The organism is Promicromonospora sp. NPDC050262, from assembly GCF_040655935.1.
Taxonomy (GTDB): Bacteria; Actinomycetota; Actinomycetes; order Actinomycetales; family Cellulomonadaceae; genus Promicromonospora.
This window is the reverse complement of the sequence record NZ_JBFAKX010000021.1, coordinates 20773-38179: the sequence shown is the minus strand read 5'-3', so window position 1 is coordinate 38179 and position 17407 is coordinate 20773. Positions and strand designations below refer to the sequence as shown.

Sequence of the window (17407 nt, the reverse complement as noted above, 5' to 3'; positions counted from 1 at the left end):
GACCGGTCTCGGCCGGGTCAGCGCCCGGCCGGGTCAGCGCCCGGCCAGGTCAGCCCACCGCCAGCTCAGCGATGGTGGCGCCCAGCTCACGGCCCGTGACCCCCTCCGGCCAGCCGCGCAGCAGGCTGCCGTCCTTGCCGACCAGGGCCACGAGCGGCGCCTCGGCGACGGCGTACATGAGCCACGCGTCGCCGGTCGGGTCCACCGCCACGGGATAGGTGATGTCGTTCTCCTCGACGTAGGCCGCGACGTCGTCGGGGTCGGAGAGGTTCGCGACGCCGAGGAACAGCACGCGGTCCTCGTACTCGTCGACCACGTCGTTGATCGGGCCCTGCTGCCCCGCGCAGCGGGTGCACCAGCTCTCGAAGAACACGAGCACGACGGGCCGTTCCGCCCACTGCCCGGCCAGGTCCAGCGTGGTGCCGTCGGTCAGCTCCAGGGTGAGCGGGGGCGCCGGAGGCGCGCCGTCGGGCGCGGCGCGGAACTCCACGCCCGAGGGGACCGGCCCCGGCAGCTGCCCCCGCGGGGCCCCGGCGCAGCCGGCGAGGGCGCCGATCGCCAGCCCGGCCGCGAGCAGCGCCGCGAGGGTGCGCCTCACCGCAGCACCGCCTCGGGCGCGTCGTCGAGGGCGGGGTTGGGCTCGACGGGCACCGGGCCGTGGCCGTCGATCGTCAGCTCGGCACCCGCCAGGTCGACCGAGGCCGGGACCTCGATCGACATGACGCACACGGTGGGCTGCCGCTCGGTACCGAGGTCGATCGAGAAGGCCTTCTCGGCCCGGCCCTCGGGCAGCGCGCCGGCGGCAAGCACGTCGCCGTCGGCCACCAGCTCGTACGGCGCCTCCGGGTGCGCGTACCGGAAGGCCCGCGCACCCGAGCACGGGTCGGCGGGCTCGCGGATGTTCGCGTCGGGCACCACGAGGCGCACGGCCTGCGTCTCCCCGGCGCCCGCAGCCCCACCTGAGCACCCGGCCACCACCCCGAGCAGGCAGGCGCCGACGACGACCGCCGGCCACCGCCCGACCTGGCCGTGCCCGCCCCGCCAGGGACCACGCCCGCCCCGCGAGCTCACCCGGCCTCCCGCAGGTCGCCGGCCGCCGCGGCCAGCGCGGCGGCGGCGAGGTTGCGCTGCCCGACGTCGGCCAGGCCCGCGGCGTCCTGCGCGAACCGGGCCAGCGCCGCGTCCGCCGCGCCGCCGTGCGCGTGGGCCGCGACACGGAGCAGCGCCGTCAGCCCCCGGGCCTCCTCGCGGGTGAGCACACCGCGCTCCCGGTAGTCGTCCACCAGGTCGGACAGGGAGCGCAGGGTGGGCGCCTTCGCGCGCAGCGGCACGCGGACCGCGCTCGACACGGCCGGGTCGGACTCGCTGGTGACGGTGAGGGTCAGGGTCGCGGACCGCGCGGCGCCGTCCGACGCCGTCGCCCAGGCCGACACGGGCAGCGTGCCGCCCGCCTCGACCGCCGTCACCTCGTAGGGCAGCGCCACGTCCCAGCCCCGGCCCCGCACGGACGCGGAGATCCGGTACACGTCGGAGCCGTGCACGCCCTCGCCGGCCTCGCCCGTGTTGCGCAGCGGCACGTTCACCAGGGTGGTGCCGGCGCCCACGGGGTGCTGCTCCGCGCGGCCGAGCCGCGCCCCGCGCTCGAACGTGCCCGAGGCCTGGCGGTTGCGCACGGCGACGTCGTAGGTGAGCGTGCCGGAGGCGTCGCGGGCGGCGTCCAGCACGTACACGTGCAGGTCGTTCGGCTCGTCCACGTACTCGAAGGAGCTGCCCGAGCCGGTGCCCGCGTGGAACGTCGCGTCGTCGAGCTGGCGGGGGTCGCCGCGCACCACGGGGACGGGCGTGCCGTCCGGCCGGTAGTAGTCGATGCGGCCGATGTCCGCGGGGTTGGCGTCGACGACCCACTCGCGCGGGGTGCCCCGGGGCTGGTTCTGGGCCAGCAGGACGCCGTGGCCGGCGGTGAACGAGTCGTTGCCCACCCGGTCCACGACCTCCATCGTGTAGTCGGTCCAGGCCGTGCCGTCCGGGCACCAGAAGTCGGTGTCCTCCGGCACGTCCACGGCGCACTGGCCGGCGGTGTACCCGCCGTCGAGCGCGACCTCCAGGCCCACCGTGCCGTCGCCGCCCTGCGAGGCCGGCACCGCGGAGCGGGCCTGCAGCGTGGCGACCGCCACGCCCTGCTCCGCGAGCCCCGACCGGGTCAGCAGCACCTGGTCCTCCTCGGTGAGCACGCCGAGGTCCTGCTTGAAGTGGAGCATGTGGTGCGGTCCGAGGGCGGAGCCGCCCGCGTTCGGGATCTGCCACCGGTTGTGGGTGCCGCCCGGCCCGTTGAAGGAGCCGCGGCTCATCATCTCCCAGTAGCCGGTGTAGGCCCGGGTGTTGTCGGCGAACGGGTTGTTGTAGTTGTCCGGCAGGCTGCGCAGGTGGCTGAACTCGTGCGCGAACACGCTGAGGCCGGAGCTCTCCGCCTGCGTGGAGGTGCCGCCGCTCGCGTTGGGCCAGTGGTTGGCCGCCGACTGCCAGGACGTCCACCCCACGTACCGGGTGTGCGCCCAGTTCGGCATCGGGTCGCCGTTCTGGTTCAGGGGCGCCTCGCCGTCCGGGCCGCGCGGCGGGCCGAGCGCGTCCGGCACGTCCTCGGGTGACTCGAACATCATCTGCCCGAACTCCTCCCACGTGGAGGTCTCGTCGTGCCCCGCCGTCACCCAGAAGGCGTTGTCGAAGCCGCAGAGCTGCTCCGCGCAGCCGCCGAGGTCCTCGTGCCAGGCCGCGAAGCCGGCCTGCCGGATGTTCTTGCCGCACTCGTCGCCCTGCGGGCAGAACTCCTCGACGGGCGCGTTGAACGACGCGTCGTAGCCGTACTCGTGCAGCTTGCCCGGCAGCTCGTACGGCCCGAACACCTCGACGTCGACGCCGATCCGGCCGTGGCTGTCCTCCATCCAGTACCCGTGCAGGGTCTGGCCGCCGTTGTACTCGTTCGGGGTGGCGTAGTAGTCGTAGAACCACTGGTTCACGTCCTCGGGCGCCACCGGCTGGAACCCGCTGGCCGGGTTGCCGAACGGGTGCGACTGCGGGTCCTGCGTGATGAGGAACGGCTGGTCCTCGAACTCCAGCAGGATCACCGCCGTCCGGTACTGCACGTCGCTGCCCGACGAGGTCTCCGCCGAGTCCCACTCCGCGGGCCGCACCGGCGTGTAGTCCTCCCAGGTCATCTCGGCCTGGTCGGTCCAGTCCTGCGGGTCCGGCGCCGCGACCGGGCTGCCCGACGCCGGTCCGGTCGCCTCCGCGGTCGACGTCGCCCCCGCCAGGGGCAGGGTGAGCGGGACGGCGAGCGCGGCGGCGGCCGCGACGGCCGCCGTGCGCCGGACGACTCTGCCGCTGGTCCCGCCGCTGGTCGTGATGGTCGGTGCCGGTCGTGTGCCTCGTCGGAGCCTCATGCGGGTCGCCCTCCCGATCGTCCGTGGCACGACCCGGACCGGGCCGTGCCGCGAGGTTACGAGCGCCCGCGCGCGGCGTCATCGGTCAGGTGTCGGGCGTTGCCTCCGACATCTGTCGGATCCGTGTGCGCCCGGTGCACCTTCCGTGCGGCGCGTGAGCGTGCCGGCCGGGTGTCGGTGTGCTCCCCTAGGGTGTTGTCCGTGCCGCAGACCGAGGAGACAAGCGTGACGTCGAGCCAGACCACAGCGCCGCCCCGCACCGACGAGTCGGGCGCCGTCCCGCCCGCCATCCGGGCCGCCGCCTCCTGGTCGTGGCGCATGCTCCTGATCGGCGTGTTCGTCGCGGCGGTCCTGTGGCTGCTCGCGCTGCTCAAGACGATCGTGGTCCCGGTGGCGGTCGCGCTGCTGTTGACGATCATGCTCACGCCGGTGCGGCGGCTGCTGAACGAGCGGCTGCGGGTACCGCGCGGGCTGTCCGCGGGGCTCTCCCTGATCGGCCTGATCCTGGTGGTCGCCGGTCTGATCACCCTGGCCGGGCAGTCGATCGCGAACGGGTTCGCCGACCTGCGGACGCAGGCCATCAGCGGCTTCAACGAGCTGTGGTCGCAGCTCTCGGCGACGTTCGGGCTCGAGAACGAGCTGGAGAGCTACAGCACGGACATCCTCGACCAGCTCGAGGCGCAGCAGAGCGCCATCGTCAGCGGCGCCCTGGGCGCCGCCGCGACAGCGGGCAGCGTGCTGGTCGGGGCGCTGATCGCGCTGTTCTGCACCTTCTTCTTCCTGCACGACCCGCGCGGCATCTGGGGCTGGATGGTCGGGCTGCTCCCGATGTCCGCCCGCGAGCGGGTCAACCAGGCGGGGCGGCGTGGCGCCGTCACGCTGGCGGCCTACACCCGCACGCAGATCCTGGTCGCGGCCGTGGACGCCTTCGGCATCGGCATCGGCGCGGTGTTCTTCGTCCCGTCGCTGGCGCTGCCCATCGCGATCCTCGTGTTCGTCGGGTCGTTCGTGCCCGTGGTCGGTGCCATCGTCACCGGCGCCATCGCCGTCGTCGTCGTGCTCGTGTCGAACGGCTGGGTCGCGGCGCTCATCATGCTCGGCGTGGTGCTGTTGGTGCAGCAGATCGAGTCGCACGCGCTGCAGCCGTTCCTCATGGGCCAGGCCGTCTCGCTGCACCCCGTCGCGGTGATCCTCGCGGTGGCCGCCGGCTCGTTCGCCGCGGGCATCGTGGGCGCCCTGTTCGCCGTGCCGCTCGCGGCCGTGCTCAACACCGTGATCCTGTACCTCAACGGGCACGACAAGTTCCCCGAGCTCGGCGACGAGGACGCGCTACCGATCCGATGGCGCGCCGCCGACGCCCCGCCGATCCCGCTCCGGCTCCGCCGCAGCCCCGGTGTGCTGGCCGAGAACGCCGTCGAGGACGTGTCCACCGACGATCAGCCCGCCGCGCCGGAGGGTGATCCGAAGCCCTGAACGTGCATCTCGCGGCGCAGTCGGGCAACATGCGCGCTGTGCCACTGGATCCGTTCGACCTGGAGTCCTACGGCGGTCACCTCACGGTGTCCGCCGACGACGCCCGGGCTGCCGCCGAGCTTCTCGACGGCGTCATCACCCGTACGCCCGTGACCGAGAGCCGCGCGCTCTCCACGATCGCCGGGACGAAGGTGCTGCTCAAGTGCGAGAACTTGCAGCGCGCCGGCTCGTTCAAGGTGCGCGGCGCCTACGTGCGGCTCGCCCGCCTGTCGCCCGAGGAGCGCGAGCGCGGCGTCGTCGCGGCCTCCGCCGGCAACCACGCGCAGGGCGTGGCGCTCGCCGCGGGCATGCTCGGCATCGACACCGTCGTCTACATGCCCGTGGACGCGGCCCTGCCCAAGGTCGCCGCGACCCGCGGGTACGGGGCCGAGGTGCGCATGGTGGGCACCTCCGTGGACGAGGCCCTCGCCGCCGCGCGCGTCGAGGCAGCCCGCTCCGGGCGGGTGCTCATCCACCCGTTCGACCACGTGGACGTCGTGGCCGGCCAGGGCACCGTCGCCCTGGAGATCCTGGAGCAGGTGCCCGACGTCGCCACCGTCGTCGTGCCGCTGGGCGGCGGCGGGCTGGTCGCCGGGATCGCGGCCGTGCTCGCCGAGGCCGCGCCGCACGTCAAGGTCGTGGGCGTGCAGGCGGCGTCGGCCGCGGCCTACCCCGGCTCGCTGAAGGCGGGCAAGCCGATGGCGGGCACGCTCGGCGCCACCATGGCCGACGGCATCGCCGTGGGCCTGCCGGGCGACGTGCCGTTCGGGATCGTGCAGAAGGAGGGCGTCGAGGTCCGCACGGTCACCGAGGACCAGCTCTCGCGCGCCCTGCTCGCGGTGCTGGAGCGCTCCAAGCTGATGGTCGAGCCGGCGGGCGCGGCGGGGGTCGCCGGGATCATGGCCGCCGGGCCGGGCGTGTTCCAGGGGCCGGTGGTCGCGGTGCTGTCGGGCGGCAACATCGACCCGCTCGTGCTGCTCCGCGTGGTGCAGCACGGCCTGGTCGCCGCGGGGCGGTACCTGAAGCTGCAGGTGCGGCTGATGGACAAGCCCGGTGCGCTCGCGCGGCTCGTGGAGACCATCGCCGCCGCCGGCGCCAACATCGTGGCCGTGGACCACACGCGCACCGACGTCTCGCTCTCGGTGTCCGAGGTGTCGGTCAACCTGCAGCTCGAGACCAAGGGCGAGGAGCACCGGACCGCCGTCGTGGAGCGGCTGGAGTCCGAGGGCTACGAGGTCGCCGCGTTCTGAGCGGGACCGGGTGTCGCGCGGGCGTGCTCCCGTTCGTCGTCAGGGTGACGCGGCCGTCCGGCCGCGCCACCATGTGACCGGGGACCACCCCGGAAGGGAGCACGCCATGCGTTACCTCATGCTCGTCCTGTCCACCCCCGACGCCCCGGCCGACCCGGAGAACGTGCCCGAGATCGAGGACTGGGTGCGGGACACCTACGGCAGCGGCCGGGCCGTGCTCGGTGACCGGCTGCGCCCGCCCGCGGACGCGGTCGGCGTCCAGGTGCGCACCGGCGAGGTGATCGTCACCGACGGCCCGTTCTCCGAGACCAAGGAGGTCATCGCGGGCTTCGACGTGCTCGACGCCCCCGACCTCGACGAGGCCATCCGGATCGCCGCCGCCCACCCGATGGCGCACACCGGCGCGATCGAGCTGCGCCCCTTCTGGCCGCTGGGCCTCGACGACGGCGCCGCGGCCGAGGCGTGACCGACGTCGGGCAGGCCGTCTCCGCCGCCTTCCGGGACGAGTGGGCCCGGGTGCTCGCCGCCGTCGCGCGCAGCACGGGAGACCTCGACCTGGCGGAGGACTGCGCGCAGGAGGCGTTCGCGGTGGCGCTGCGGACGTGGGAGCGCGACGGCGTGCCGGACCGGCCGGGCGCCTGGCTCACCACCACGGCCCGCAACCGTGCGCTGGACCGGTTGCGGCGCCGCAAGGTGGAGGGGGAGAAGACCGCCACCGCGGCCCGGCTCGCCTACCGGGCCGGCGGGGTGCCCGGGGCCGACGACGGCGCGGCGGAGCCCGACCCGGTGGGTGACGCGGCGGTGAGCACGCTGGACGGCGCGGCGTGGGACGCCGTCGGACCGGACGAGCCCGACGGCGACCTGCTACGCCTGGTCTTCACGTGCTGCCACCCGGCGCTGCCGCTGGAGGGCCGCGTGGCGCTCACGCTGCGCTCCCTGACCGGCATGACGACGGCGCAGGTGGCGCGGGCCTTCCTGGTGTCCGAGACCACCATGGCGCAGCGCCTGACCCGGACCAAGCGCAAGATCCGCAGCACGGGCATCGCGTTCCGGGTGCCGCCGCCCGAGCTGCTGCACGAGCGCGTCTCCGCGGTGCTCGCGGTGCTGTACGTGCTGTTCACCGAGGGCTACGACGCGTGGGCCGAGCCCGCGGGCGATGTCGCGGGCGCCGCCGCGCGCCGGGCCCTCGCGGACGACGCCGTGCGGGTGGCCCGGCTCGTCGCCCGGCTCCTGCCCGACGAGCCCGAGGCGCGCGGGCTGCTCGCCCTCCTGCTGCTCCAGCACGCGCGGCGGGCGGCGCGGCTGGGGCCGGTCCGGTCACCTGTCGCCGGGTCCGGCAAGGGGTCCGCCAGTGGGTCCGGCACGGCGTCCGGCACGGCGTCCGGCACGGCGTCCGGCGAGGAGTCCGGCACCGTGCCGCGCACGCTGGAGGAGCAGGACCGCTCGCTGTGGCGGCAGGACGAGACGACCGAGGGGCTCGCGGTGCTCGACGACGCGCTCGCGGCGCGGCGTCCGGGGCCGTACCAGGTGCAGGCGGCGATCGCGGCGCTGCACGCGCGGGCGGCGTCGGCCGACGAGACGGACTGGGCCGAGATCACCGCGCTCTACGACGTCCTGCTGGACATGACGCGCTCGCCGGTGGTGGCGCTCAACCGGGCGGTCGCGGTGGGGATGCTGCGCGGGCCCGAGGAGGGCCTGGCCGAGCTGGACGCCGTGGCGTCCGCGCCCGAGCTGGCGACCTACCACCTGCTCCCGGCGGTGCGGGCCGACCTGCTGCGGCGCGCCGGCCGGCCGGCCGAGGCCGCCGTCCAGTACGAGCGTGCGCTGGGTCAGGTGGACCGGGAGGGGGACCGCCGGCTCCTGAGCCGGCGGCTCGCGGAGCTGGCGGACGCCGACAGGCCCGCCTGACGTTCGACCCACCTGAGGTGGGCGGACGTCGGGCGGGCCTGTCGGACTGCCGGGATCAGCCCTGGAAGGGCTTGGCCCCCGTGATCTCAACGGGGATGTCGTTCCCGTTGGGAGCGTGGTAGCTCGTCTTCGCGCCGATCGACTTGCCGTCGATGGCGGCGCCCAGGGGCGACGTCGGCGAGTAGACGTCGAGGTCCGTGGACCCGGCCATCTCGCGCGACCCGAAGAGGAAGTTCATCTCGTCGCCGGCGACGATAGCGGTCACGACCATGCCCGGCTCGACCTTGCCGTCGTCCGCCGGCGTGCCGACGTGGACGTTACGAAGCTTTTCGGTGAGCTCGAGGATGCGTGCCTCGTTCTTCGCCTGCTCCTCGCGTGCGGCGTGATATCCGCCGTTCTCCTTGAGGTCGCCCTCGTCACGGGCAGCGGCGATGCGCTCGGTGATCTCCGACCGGTAAGGGCCGGAGAGATGCTCCAGCTCAGCCTTGAGCTTGTCGTGCGCCTCCTGGGTGAGCCAGGTGACAGAAGCGTCGGCCACGGGGGCTCTCCTTTCGTCGTTGCTCGTTCGAGCCACAGTTTTGGCAGCGCGCAGGTCCCGGCCGACGGAGCGGATCGGGCACGCGCGTCAGCCGGTCAACACAGCGTGTGAAACGACGAGAATACCAATTGCCGGGAAAGACATGCCAAGACATTCCCCGGTTCCGCTCTGAGCGGACGGTGTATCTATTTCCGAGGACGAACTCTCAGCGCAGGTCACAGTGGTCGACGAGGCCCGTGGTGGCGAGCTCCGTCGTGGCGATCGTCACCACGTGGCGTGTGGTGCGTGTCTCCTCCGGGCCCACCTCGACGTCGACCGCGCCGACCTCGGCGAAGTTCCGGGCGAGGGCGGTCACGGTGCACACGGCCTCGGTCCCGGGCGGCATGCTGACGTCGAACGTCACCTCGACCTCCTCGGCGCTCGCCACGGAGAACCCGACGTCGACGAAGCTGACGGGGTCGCGCTGGGTGTCGACGATCGTGAACCACGCGGCGATCGCGACGCCGGCGGCCAGCGCCAGGACCACGGCGATCCGCGCGCCGACCGACAGCCTGGGCCGCGGGCGGACGCCGTCGGCCTCGTCCCACGGGTCGTCCTGGCCGGTCCGCGCGGCGGGCCGCCGGGTGCCGGTCCTCCCGCGGCCGTAGCGCGCGGCGAGGTCCGGCGCCGGCTCGTTCGAGTCGCCGGTGGGGACGGCTGGGTCTTGGTCGCTCATCACAGCTCGCTCGGATCGGGGGTGTCGGTGGTTCGTAGCAAGATTGTCCGTGGACCATCATGGTCCATGAGAGTGATTGTCTCTCCGGACGCTCAGACTCTCAGACTCAGTCCCAGTCCCTGCCCCACAGGAGGACCCAGTGTCCGTACCCGAGCGCGAGCCGCTCCGTCTGATGGCGGTGCACGCGCACCCTGACGACGAGTCGAGCAAGGGGGCCGCGACGACGGCCCGCTATGCCGCAGAGGGGGTGGAGGTCCTCGTCGTGACGTGCACCGGGGGCGAACGGGGCGACGTCCTGAACCCGTCGTTCGAGGTGCCCGAGGGGCACGAGTTCGAGTCGATCGAGGGTCGCCGGGCCGTGCGTCGCCTGGAGATGGCCCAGGCCGCCGAGGCGCTGGGCGTGCGTCAGCAGTGGCTGGGCTTCGTGGACTCCGGCCTGCCGGAGGGCGACCCGCTGCCCCCGCTGCCCGAGGGCTGCTTCGGGCTGGTCCCGCTCGAGGAGGCGGCGGAGCCGCTGGTGCGGGCGGTGCGCGAGTTCCGGCCGCACGTCATCACCACCTACGACCCGTCCGGCGGATACCCCCACCCGGACCACATCAAGTGCCACGACGTGTCGTTCGAGGCGTTCGCCGCGGCCGGCGACCCGGACCGCTACCCCGGGACGGGCGAGCCGTGGGAGCCGCTCAAGCTCTACTACAACCACGGGTTCTCGATGAAGCGCATCCGCGCGGTGCACGAGGCCATGGAGGGCGCCGGGCTGGAGTCGCCGTTCGGCGACTGGGTCGAGTCGCGCGACGCGCGCGAGATCCCCGAGCGCACCGTGACCACGCTGGTGCCGGTGGCCGACTTCTTCCCGAACCGGGACGCCGCCCTGACGGCGCACGCCTCGCAGATCGACCCCACCGGGTTCTTCTTCGCGGTGCCGCGCGACCTCGAGGTCGACGTCTGGCCCTGGGACGAGTACGAGCTCGCCGAGTCGCGCGTGCCGCTGCCGGAGCGCGCTCCCGGCGAGTACGAGGAAGACCTGTTCGAGGGTGTCCGGTCGGAGGTCCACGCATGAGCCCGCTGTTCGCCGGCGCGCTCGCGCTCGCTGCCGACCCGTCGCCCAACCCCACCGAGGGCCAGCTCCGCCCGGGGCTGGAGCCGTGGCAGGTCTCGCCGGGTCTGGTCGGCTTCCTCGTGACGTTCGCGCTGGCCGTCGCGTGCGTGCTGCTGTTCCTGAACATGAGCAAGCACCTGCGCCGGGCCGGGCACAACGCCCGCCAGCAGGGGCTGCCGGTCCCCGAGCCGGAGGTCATCAGCTTCAGCCGTCCGGGCGAGGACGGCGCGGCGGGCGAGGGCGACGGCCCCGACGCCGGGACCGACGGAACCTCGACGCCGGACGGTGACGGCGCACCCGGTGCCGACGGCGCCGGGAGCGGCAACACCAAGGGCAGCGGCTCCGTTGGCTGACCAGGCCGGCGCCGTGCGCGTGACCGTCGGTCAGGTCGCGGTCTCCGACGACCACGCGGCCAACCGCCAGACGGTGCTCGACGCGTTCAAGGTCGCCGACCGGGTCGGGTCCGACCTGCTGGTGCTCCCGGAGTACGCGTCCGCCTACGACCCGCGCGGGGTCGGGCCGGAGCACGCCGAGCCGCTCGACGGCCCGTTCGTCACGCTGCTGCGGGACCGGGCGCGCAAGCACGGGATCGCCGCGATCGCCGGCGTCACGCTGCCGGGATCGGACGGGGTTCGTGCGGCGAACGCCCTGGTCGTGGTCGACGGCTCGGGCGAGCTCGCCGGGGTCTACCGCAAGGTGCACCTGTACGACGCGTTCGGGTACCAGGAGTCGGAGCTGCTCGAACCGGGCCCCGCGGACGCGGACCCGGTCACGCTGCGCCTGGGCGGGCTCACCTTCGGCGTGCTGACCTGCTACGACCTGCGGTTCCCCGAGTCGGCGCGCCGCGTGGTCGACGCCGGGGCGGACGTGCTGGTCTACCCGGCGGCCTGGGTCGCCGGCCCGCTCAAGGCCGACCACTGGCGCACCCTGCTCCGGGCCCGGGCCATCGAGAACACCGCCGTGGTCATCGGCGTCGGCATGACGGGCAAGGGCGTCACGGGCCGCACGCTGCTCGCGGGGCCGGACGGCGTGGTGGGGCTGGAGATGGGCGAGGAGCAGGCCTACCGCACGGTCGACCTGGACCCCGCACCGCTCGCCGAGGTGCGCAAGGCCAACCCGTCGCTGGCGAACCGCCGGTACACGGTCGTCCCCACCGGCGCCTGAGCGCCTTCGGACAGCGCCGAATGTCGTGGGCAGGCGCCGGCCGCGCGAGCACCATGGCTCCATCCGTCGTCGGAGGGAGAGTGCCATGGTGGTCGTCCGGAGGTTCCCGTCGAGCGTTCGCGCACTCGCGTCGGCGGCGCTCGCCCTGGGCGTGGCCGGTGGCGCGGTGACGCCGGCCGCCGCCGTCGAGCGGCCCGGCGGGACCGACGTCGGCGGAGCAGGCCGGCCCGTACCCGTCGTCTACGACTCCGACCTGGACTTCGACGACGCCGCGACCCTGCTGTATCTCTGCCAGGCCGACAAGCGCGGGCTGATCGACCTGCGCGCCGTCACGGTCGTGAACAACGGCGTGGGCACGCCGGGGCGCTCGCTGACGCACGCGCGCACCATCCTGGCCGACTGCGGCCTGCCCGACGTGCCGGTCGCGGACGGGTCGCCGGAGTGGGTCAACGAGCCGCCGCCGGAGGCGCGCGAGCTGTTCGAGCAGGTCCTGTCCGGCGCCCTCGGCGACGCGGACGTCCCGGACGTGCCGGGGCCGACGTCGGCGGCCGATCTCATCGCGGCCACCGTCCGCGCCTCGCGGACCCCGGTGACGGTGCTGGCCACGGGGCCGCTGAGCAACGTGTCGGCGGCGCTGGACCGGATGGGCCCGCGCACGCTGCGCGACCGCCTGGGCCGCGTGGTCGTCATGGGCGGGGCGTTCGACGTGGGCGGCAACCTCTTCGGCTCGACCACCGCCGGGTTCGACAGCACCCAGGAGGTGAACATGTGGATCGACCCGCCCGCGGCCGACCACGTGTTCGCGACCGTGCCCCGCGCCCGGGTGAGCATCGTCGGGCTGGACGCCACGAACCACGTGCCGATCACGCCCGCCTTCGTGGACCGCCTGGCGGCCGGGGCCGCGACCTACGAGGCGCGGACGGTGCACGCCATCGTGACGCAGCCGGGCATGCCCGAGCTGATCGGGCAGGGGGTCATGTTCTGGTGGGACGCGCTGGCCGCGGTCTCGCTCGTGACCGGTGAGGGCGTCGGCTACCGGGTGCGCCCGGTCGACGTCGTGCTGGAGGGGCCGTCGTCGGGCCGCACGGTGGACGTCCCGGGAGGGACGCCCCAGCACGTGGGCACGACGGCGGACGGCGAGCTCTTCGAGGAGCTGTTCCGCGAGGGCCTGAACGGCACCGCGGCCGACGATCAGATGGCGAGGTTGGCCAGGTAGATCGCGACCACGTGGCAGGCGAACCCGAGCACGGTGAACACGTGGAAGATCTCGTGGAACCCGAACCAGGTGGGGCTCGGGTCCGGCTTCTTGGTGCCGTAGACGATCGCTCCGGCGGTGTAGGCCACGCCGCCCGCGGCGATGAGCCACACGACCGCCGGACCGCCGGTGGCCCAGAACTGGCCCATGTAGGCGACGGCGACCCAGCCGAGCGCCAGGTAGACCGGCACGTAGACCCAGCGGGGCGCGTTCAGCCAGAAGACGCGGGCCAGCAGCCCGACCAGCGCGCCGCTCCACACGATCGCCAGCAGCACGGTGCCCTGGCCCGGCGGCAGGAGCAGCACCGCGAGCGGGGTGTAGGTCCCGGCGATGATCAAGAAGATGTTGGTGTGGTCGAGCCGCCGCAGCACCGCCTCGGTCCGGGGGGACCAGTTGCCGCGGTGGTACACGGCGGAGACGCCGAACAGCAGGCAGGCGCTCAGGCCGAAGACCGACGCGGAGATCTTGCCCGCCGCGGTCGGCGCGAGCGCGATCAGCACGATGCTGGCCGCGAGGGCCAGCGGGAAGGTGCCGGCGTGGATCCAGCCGCGCAGGCGGGGCTTGACCTTCTTCTCGACGGTCGAGGACACCGATGTGGAGATGACCTGGACCACGTCGGTGGCCTTGTCGCGCACGTCGTCGAGCGTCTCCGAGACCTTGCTCGTGACCTCGTCCAGGCGGCTGGCCGGGCGGTCGGGCCCGTCTGCTTGGGCTACCACATGGTCTCCTCACCGTCGGGCGACCGGTGCCCTCCGGGTGCCGGGACACTACCTACGGTCGCGTAACTTACTCTAGCGTAGGTTGGGGGTTCGCAGGCCGGACAACGGCCTTGTGAAGATCCTGCGCCGGGTTGGCGGGAGTCGCCCGTCCAGCGGCCTCGAAGGGCCCGGGGCGGCAGGAACATGCGTGTTCGAGGGGTACCTTTGTCCACGTCCTGCCGGGTACGAAGCCCAGCGTCAGAGCTGCCGTCCGGACCGCGCACCGCGGGTCCGACGGCCCCGATCCCCTGAGGTATCCGTGCGCCTGCCCAGCCCGCTGTACCGCCTCTACGAGCGACGCCTGGCGTCCGCCCTGCACGGCGCCACGCTGCCCCGGCACATCGGTGTGATGCTCGACGGCAACCGCCGCTGGGCGCGCTCGTTCGGCGAGACGGCGGCGACGGGACACCGCCGCGGCGCAGACAAGATCACCGAGTTCCTCGGCTGGGCCGAGTCGCTGGGCATCGAGGTCGTCACGCTGTGGATGCTCTCCACCGACAACCTGAGCCGGTCGGCGGACGAGCTGAGCAACCTGCTGGACATCATCGAGGACGCCGTCTCCGACCTCGCCGAGTCCGGCCGCTGGCGCCTGCGCGTCATCGGGCGGCTCGACCTGCTCCCGGCACGGCTGGCCGCCGCCCTGCGCGCCGCCGCCGACCGCACCGCCGGGGTCAAGGGCCTCCAGGTCAACGTCGCCATCGGGTACGGCGGCCGCACCGAGATCGCCGACGCCGTCCGCTCCTACCTCACCGAGCGCGCGAAGGACGGGGCCACGCTCGCGGACCTCGCCGAGTCGATCGACGTCGAGCACATCGCCGAGCACCTGTACACGAAAGGGCAGCCTGATCCGGAGCTGGTCATCCGCACCTCCGGGGAGCAGCGCATCGGCGGGTTCCTCATGTGGCAGAGCCAGCACACCGAGTTCTACTTCTGCGAGGCCTACTGGCCCGCGTTCCGGCGCGTCGACTTCCTGCGCGCGCTGCGCGACTTCTCCCTCCGGGAACGCCGCCTCGGACGGTGACCGGTGTCTTCCCGGGCGCGGCCCGATACCACGTACCGGCTGGGAATTCGCATGGTGAAATTCGCCACCACGCGCCCAGGTAGGTGACTGAAAGTTCAGTCAGGTAGCGTGCCGAAGATGACAAGGTGGGCGCACTGATGACCGAGCGACGGGTGCCCTCGGCGCGGGAGGCCGCCGAGGCGTGGGAGTCGTTGTTTCGCGCTCAGGTGACGGTGATGCGCCGGCTCCTGGCGGACGACATCTGGGGCGACCTGAGCATGCGTGAGTACGACGTGCTGTTCACGCTCGCGCTCGCGCCCGACGAGACGCTCCGGCTGCGGGAGCTCAACGAGAACATCCTGATGGCGCAGTCCTCGCTGTCGCGCATGGTGGAGCGGCTCGAGAAGCGCGGCCTGGTGCGCCGCCACCCCTCGCCCGACGACGGCCGCGGCGTGCTGGTGAGCCTCACGCCGGAGGGTTCGGAGACCCAGAAGGAGCTCGGGCGCCGGCACGTGCGCTCCATCGCCCACTACGTGGGGCCTGCCCTGGACGCGGAGGACCTGGACCACCTGCGCCAGCTCGCCGACGCGCTGCGCGGGGCGCAGGCGGACATCGACGACTTCTGACGGGTCCGGGACCGGACCGCTGATCAGGCGCTTCGCGCCTGGCCGCGGAGCGCCTCCACGACGATGCGCACCGCGGCGCGGTCCAGCGTGGTGCGCCGCGCCACCAGGTGGATGTCGCGCCGGGGCGGGTCGACGAGGTCGAGCGTGCGCACGGCGTAGCGGTCGTGCACCGCGAGCAGCGGCAGCAGGGTGATCGACAGCCCCGCCTCGACGTGGCTCAGCAGCGTGCCGTGGCTCTCGAACCGGGCGACGGCCCGCGGCGTGAAGCCCGCGCGCCGGCACAGGCGTTCGGCGAGGTCGGCCAGGTGCGCCCCGGGGTGCTCGAACGCCCACGGCTCGTCCGCCAGGGTGGTCAGGTCCACGCGTCCCGAGCGCTCGCCGGTCACGGTGTCGCGCGCCGTCACGAGCACCACGCGGTCGCCCGTCAGCGGCAGGCGCGCGAGGTCGGCGTCGGGCGGGACGGGCGCGTCCGGAAAGTCCGCGCAGACGGCGACGTCCACCTCGCCGCGCTGCAGCGCACCCCGGCTGACCTGGGGTTCCGCCTCGGTGAGCTGGACGGAGATGCGGGGGTACTCCTTGGCGAGGGCCGCGACGGCGGGCACGACGATGCCGTGGAACACGCTGGTGAACGCCGACAGCCGCACCACCCCGGTGGGCTCCGAGTGCAGGTCCGCGATGTCGGCCTCGGCGGCCGCGATGCGGTCGAGGATCTGCGCGGCGTGGCCCGCGAGCGTGACGCCGGCGGGCGTGAGCCGGATGCGCCGTCCGACGCGCTCGAAGAGCTGGGTCTTGGCCTCGGTCTCCAGCGTGGAGAGCTGCTGGGAGACGCTGGAGGGGCTCAGGTGCGTCGCGTCGGCGACGGCGCGCACCGTCCCGAGCAGGTGCAGCTGGTGCAGGAGGCGCAGGCGCCACGGGTTGAGCATGGGCACATCCTTGTGCAGGTTCGCCGAACATTCTATTCGGGAACGTGGTCTGGACCCGCACACCGCGAGGTGCTTACCGTCAGCCTATGAACATCGGCGTTCCCACGGAGATCAAGAACAACGAGAGCCGGGTCGCGCTCACGCCCGCCGGTGCTCACGAGCTGGTCCGCCGTGGCCACGACGTGCTGGTGCAGGCCGGCGCCGGGCAGGGCTCGGGCTTCGACGACGACGCCTACCGGCTCGCCGGCGCCCGCACGGTCGCCGCCGCCGAGGAGGTCTGGGCCGAGGCCGACCTGCTCGTCAAGGTCAAGGAGCCGATCGAGCCCGAGTACGAGCTCATGCGCCCGGACCAGACCCTGTTCACCTACCTCCACCTCGCGGCGTCCGCGCCCTGCACCGACGCGCTGCTCGCCGCCGGCACCACCGCCATCGCCTACGAGACGGTGCAGCTGCCCGACCGCTCGCTCCCGCTGCTGAGCCCCATGAGTGAGGTCGCCGGACGCCTGTCCGCGCAGGTGGGTGCCTATCACCTGATGCGGCCGCACGGCGGCACGGGGGTGCTCATGGGCGGCGTGCCCGGCACGCCCCGGGCCAAGGTCGTGGTGATCGGCGGCGGCGTCGCGGGGGAGCACGCGGCCGCGAACGCGCTCGGCATGGGCGCCGACGTCACCGTGCTGGACGTGTCGCTGCCCGCGCTGCGCCGTATCGAGGCGCGGTTCGGCGGGGCCGTGGGCACCCGGGTGTCGACCACGTACGAGGTGGCCGACCAGGTCGCCGCCGCGGACCTGGTCATCGGGTCGGTCCTGATCCCCGGCGCCGCCGCGCCCAAGATCGTCACGGACGCCATGGTCAAGGTGATGAAGCCGGGCGCCGTCCTCGTCGACATCGCCATCGACCAGGGCGGCTGCTTCGAGCACTCGCACCCCACCACGCACGACGCCCCGACGTTCGCCGTGCACGACACCCTCTACTACTGCGTCGCGAACATGCCCGGAGCGGTGCCCGCGACGTCGACCCGCGCGCTGACCAACGCGACGCTGCCGTACGTGGTGGCACTCGCCGACCGGGGCTGGCGCGACGCGCTGCGGGCCGACGAGGCCCTGGCCCGCGGGCTGAGCACCCACGCCGGGCACATCACCAACGCGGGGGTGGCCGCGGCGTTCGGCGCCGAGGCGGTCCCGGTGGCCGAGATCCTGGGGGCGTGACGGCCGCGACGGCCTAC

The 17407-nt window shown here is 73.6% G+C and carries 18 protein-coding genes; 11 read left to right on the top strand and 7 right to left on the bottom strand.

The window, feature by feature from the left end:
- Positions 1–49 precede the first annotated feature (49 nt).
- The 3 genes from AB0I29_RS23780 to AB0I29_RS23770 are packed head-to-tail and all read right to left on the bottom strand — an operon-like array spanning position 50 to position 3437.
- Positions 50–598 carry a TlpA disulfide reductase family protein gene (locus AB0I29_RS23780; protein ID WP_357486370.1) on the bottom strand — a complete coding sequence of 183 codons (549 nt, stop codon included), beginning with the start codon at positions 596–598 and terminating at the stop codon, positions 50–52.
- A complete protein-coding gene (locus AB0I29_RS23775) occupies positions 595–1071 on the bottom strand; it encodes a hypothetical protein (protein ID WP_357486368.1) in 477 nt (158 codons plus the stop codon). Before AB0I29_RS23775 ends, AB0I29_RS23780 begins: the two co-directional genes overlap by 4 nt.
- Positions 1068–3437, bottom strand: coding sequence for a M6 family metalloprotease domain-containing protein (locus tag AB0I29_RS23770; RefSeq protein ID WP_357486366.1), 2370 nt, complete (start codon positions 3435–3437; stop codon positions 1068–1070). Before AB0I29_RS23770 ends, AB0I29_RS23775 begins: the two co-directional genes overlap by 4 nt.
- A 225-nt stretch (positions 3438–3662) precedes the next feature.
- Between AB0I29_RS23770 and AB0I29_RS23765 the strand changes: the two genes are divergently transcribed.
- The 4 genes from AB0I29_RS23765 to AB0I29_RS23750 all read left to right on the top strand — a co-directional run bounded on the left by AB0I29_RS23765 (position 3663) and on the right by AB0I29_RS23750 (position 8107).
- Entirely contained in the window at positions 3663–4910 is a 1248-nt protein-coding gene (locus tag AB0I29_RS23765) for an AI-2E family transporter (protein WP_285105839.1), read from the top strand.
- Positions 4911–4948: 38 nt separating this feature from the next.
- Complete coding sequence (gene ilvA / locus AB0I29_RS23760) at positions 4949–6199, top strand: threonine ammonia-lyase (RefSeq protein WP_357486364.1); 1251 nt, start codon at positions 4949–4951, stop codon at positions 6197–6199.
- A 106-nt stretch (positions 6200–6305) separates the two neighbouring features.
- A complete protein-coding gene (locus tag AB0I29_RS23755) occupies positions 6306–6665 on the top strand; it encodes a YciI family protein (protein ID WP_357486362.1) in 360 nt (119 codons plus the stop codon).
- A complete protein-coding gene (locus AB0I29_RS23750; RefSeq protein WP_357486360.1) occupies positions 6662–8107 on the top strand; it encodes a sigma-70 family RNA polymerase sigma factor in 1446 nt (481 codons plus the stop codon). The genes AB0I29_RS23755 and AB0I29_RS23750 overlap by 4 nt, the downstream gene beginning before the upstream one ends.
- 55 nt (positions 8108–8162) lie before the next feature.
- Here AB0I29_RS23750 and greA read toward each other — a convergent pair whose 3' ends face one another.
- Together greA and AB0I29_RS23740 are read right to left on the bottom strand one after the other, a co-directional pair.
- A complete protein-coding gene (gene greA / locus AB0I29_RS23745) occupies positions 8163–8645 on the bottom strand; it encodes a transcription elongation factor GreA (protein ID WP_108495916.1) in 483 nt (160 codons plus the stop codon).
- A 205-nt stretch (positions 8646–8850) separates the two neighbouring features.
- Positions 8851–9360, bottom strand: coding sequence for a DUF4307 domain-containing protein (locus AB0I29_RS23740; RefSeq protein ID WP_285105846.1), 510 nt, complete (start codon positions 9358–9360; stop codon positions 8851–8853).
- Between the two features lie 172 nt (positions 9361–9532).
- Here AB0I29_RS23740 and mca point away from each other — a divergent pair, with 172 nt between their 5' ends.
- From mca to AB0I29_RS23720, 4 genes are all read left to right on the top strand, one after another.
- Positions 9533–10420 carry a mycothiol conjugate amidase Mca gene (gene mca, locus AB0I29_RS23735; protein ID WP_285105917.1) on the top strand — a complete coding sequence of 296 codons (888 nt, stop codon included), beginning with the start codon at positions 9533–9535 and terminating at the stop codon, positions 10418–10420.
- Positions 10417–10812, top strand: a complete 396-nt coding sequence (locus AB0I29_RS23730; protein WP_357486357.1) for a hypothetical protein — start codon at positions 10417–10419, stop codon at positions 10810–10812. Before mca ends, AB0I29_RS23730 begins: the two co-directional genes overlap by 4 nt.
- Positions 10805–11623 carry a carbon-nitrogen hydrolase family protein gene (locus tag AB0I29_RS23725; protein ID WP_357486355.1) on the top strand — a complete coding sequence of 273 codons (819 nt, stop codon included), beginning with the start codon at positions 10805–10807 and terminating at the stop codon, positions 11621–11623. Before AB0I29_RS23730 ends, AB0I29_RS23725 begins: the two co-directional genes overlap by 8 nt.
- Before the next feature lie 85 nt (positions 11624–11708).
- Positions 11709–12839, top strand: a complete 1131-nt coding sequence (locus tag AB0I29_RS23720) for a nucleoside hydrolase (RefSeq protein WP_357486353.1) — start codon at positions 11709–11711, stop codon at positions 12837–12839.
- Here the strand turns inward: AB0I29_RS23720 and AB0I29_RS23715 are convergent.
- The gene (locus AB0I29_RS23715; RefSeq protein WP_357486351.1) at positions 12815–13597 is read right to left on the bottom strand and encodes a hemolysin III family protein; all 783 of its coding nucleotides are present in this window, start codon (positions 13595–13597) and stop codon (positions 12815–12817) included. The genes AB0I29_RS23720 and AB0I29_RS23715 overlap by 25 nt on opposite strands.
- 298 nt (positions 13598–13895) lie before the next feature.
- Here AB0I29_RS23715 and AB0I29_RS23710 point away from each other — a divergent pair, with 298 nt between their 5' ends.
- A complete protein-coding gene (locus AB0I29_RS23710) occupies positions 13896–14657 on the top strand; it encodes an isoprenyl transferase (protein ID WP_275006590.1) in 762 nt (253 codons plus the stop codon).
- Between the two features lie 137 nt (positions 14658–14794).
- Positions 14795–15262: a MarR family transcriptional regulator gene (locus tag AB0I29_RS23705; RefSeq protein WP_285105856.1), complete on the top strand. Its 468-nt coding sequence runs from the start codon at positions 14795–14797 to the stop codon at positions 15260–15262.
- A gap of 23 nt (positions 15263–15285) precedes the next feature.
- On the opposite strand, the gene AB0I29_RS23700 is transcribed toward AB0I29_RS23705, so the two are convergent.
- Positions 15286–16185, bottom strand: a complete 900-nt coding sequence (locus AB0I29_RS23700; protein ID WP_357486348.1) for a LysR substrate-binding domain-containing protein — start codon at positions 16183–16185, stop codon at positions 15286–15288.
- Between the two features lie 86 nt (positions 16186–16271).
- Between AB0I29_RS23700 and ald the strand changes: the two genes are divergently transcribed.
- Complete coding sequence (gene ald, locus AB0I29_RS23695; protein WP_285105860.1) at positions 16272–17390, top strand: alanine dehydrogenase; 1119 nt, start codon at positions 16272–16274, stop codon at positions 17388–17390.
- The last annotated feature ends 17 nt before the right edge of the window (positions 17391–17407 follow it).